Origin of the sequence: Achromobacter sp. SIMBA_011 (genome assembly GCF_046535435.1) — a bacterium.
GTDB classification, from domain to species: domain Bacteria; phylum Pseudomonadota; class Gammaproteobacteria; order Burkholderiales; family Burkholderiaceae_B; genus Achromobacter; species Achromobacter dolens.
Genome location: NZ_JAWRWN010000089.1, coordinates 1 through 399, shown reverse-complemented (window position 1 = coordinate 399; position 399 = coordinate 1). Strand labels below are relative to the sequence as shown.

The window sequence follows — 399 nt, the reverse complement described above, 5'->3', positions numbered from 1 at the left end:
TGTTCCAGTCATTCGCACTGCTTCCGAACCGCACCGTGATCGACAACATCGCCTACGGGCTCGAAGTCGAGGGCGTCAAGAAGGCGCAGCGCTACGAGGTGGCGCGTGCCGCGCTGGAACGCGTCGACCTCGGGTCGTACGAGAAGCTGCTGCCGAGCGAGTTGTCCGGCGGCATGCAGCAGCGCCTGCAAATCGCCCGCAATCTCGTCTCCAGCCCGCGTCTTGTGTTCATGGACGAACCCACTGGCGGCCTCGACGTGTCGGTGCAAGCGCGCCTGCTCGACTTGCTGCGCAGCTTGGTTCGCGAGCTGGATTTGGCCGTGGTGATCGTCACCCACGACCTGGCCGTCGCGCGCCTGTTGGCCGACCGCCTGATGGTGATGCGTCGCTCCCGTGTGG

General features: G+C 65.7%; 1 protein-coding gene. It reads left to right on the top strand.

What is annotated here, in order from left to right; genetic code table 11:
- Positions 1 to 399, top strand: a 399-nt coding sequence (locus SB816_RS30040) for an ATP-binding cassette domain-containing protein (protein WP_410547997.1), incomplete at both ends; no start/stop codon positions are given.